Source organism: Rhizobium sp. YIM 134829 (assembly GCF_046546455.1).
This window is the reverse complement of record NZ_JBKHKI010000018.1, coordinates 1-1,191: the sequence shown is the minus strand read 5'-3', so window position 1 is coordinate 1,191 and position 1,191 is coordinate 1. Positions and strand designations below refer to the sequence as shown.

Sequence of the window (1,191 nt, the reverse complement as noted above, 5' to 3'; positions counted from 1 at the left end):
CACAGTCTTGGCGAACTGCAGGCAAATCGCAGACTCATCGAGTGGCTGCACGATTTCAATCTGTCGCGGCCCGGGCCAGAGCGAGTGACCGTGCACGGCTTCGACGCTCCCACCGAGTTTACGAGTGCTCCCAGCCCGCGACCCTATCTGCAACGTGCCATCGACTATCTCGACGCCGACATCGACATCGACGACCTCGTTGGCGATGACCAGCAGTGGTCACGCTCGGAAGCCGTAATGGACGCCGGCCTGTCCCCAGGAGCCGCCGCTGAGGCGGACGCGTTGCGTGCAATCGCCCACGACTTGCTCATCTCACTGCATGCCCGTGCACCGCAACTGATCGCCGCGACCTCCCATGACGCTTGGCGCTCTGTAAGGGTTCATCTAACGGCCGTGCTAGGTCTTCTCGCCTACCACAAGCAGGCAGCGCAACAGGTCGACGAGACCGCTCGGTTGAGCGGACTGCTGGCTACCCGCGATGCGATCATGGCTCGCAATCTGATCGACATCCGCGCTGAGGAAGGCCGCCGCGGAGCGACTATCGTCTATGCGCACAACCGTCACTTGCAGAGAGAACGCAGTCAGTGGACCCTCGGCGACATGAACCTGGTCTGGAATAGCGCGGGCGCGATCATCGACAGCGTCATCGGGCCGCGTTACACCTTCGTCGCGGGCAGCCTCGGGACCAGTTCCGAACTCGGACTGCAAGAACCGCCGCCTGACACTTACGAAGCGCTCCTCGGGCATGCGACCGGCGGCGAGCACGAGAGTTCGGGCTGGGGCCTAGTGCCGGCATCGACGCTGGTGAGTGGTTACTCCCGTACTGACGTGACCCCCGCTCAGGGTTACTTCCCGCTCGACGAACTCACCCTGCAGTCCGCCGACTGGATCCTGCACATCAGCGATGCCGTCACAGCCGTCCGGCGCGGCGACGCAGTGTCGGAACGAAACGGCGCCCAATGACGAGTATTCATCGCCACGCGTGCTCGACCTTCGAGGTCGCCGTCAACATTCGCAGCCGAGATCGACATCCCGCCTGCCTGTGCGTCGAAGTGGGCGCACACCAAGCCACGAGCCTCTCGACCTGTAAGGCCCGCTGCTCGCCGCATGGGAACTTGCTCAGGCGTGGCCGGACGCCGACCTAGGGATCATCGAGGACTCCGGTCACACCGGCAGCCCTGCCATGAGGGC

Annotated in this window: 1 protein-coding gene; it reads left to right on the top strand. The window is 64.1% G+C overall.

Annotated features, from left to right (window positions below):
* A partial coding sequence (locus ACLE20_RS15460) for an erythromycin esterase family protein (RefSeq protein WP_410941206.1) occupies window positions 1-963 on the top strand: 963 nt, incomplete at its 5' end.
* Window positions 964-1,191 lie beyond the last annotated feature (228 nt).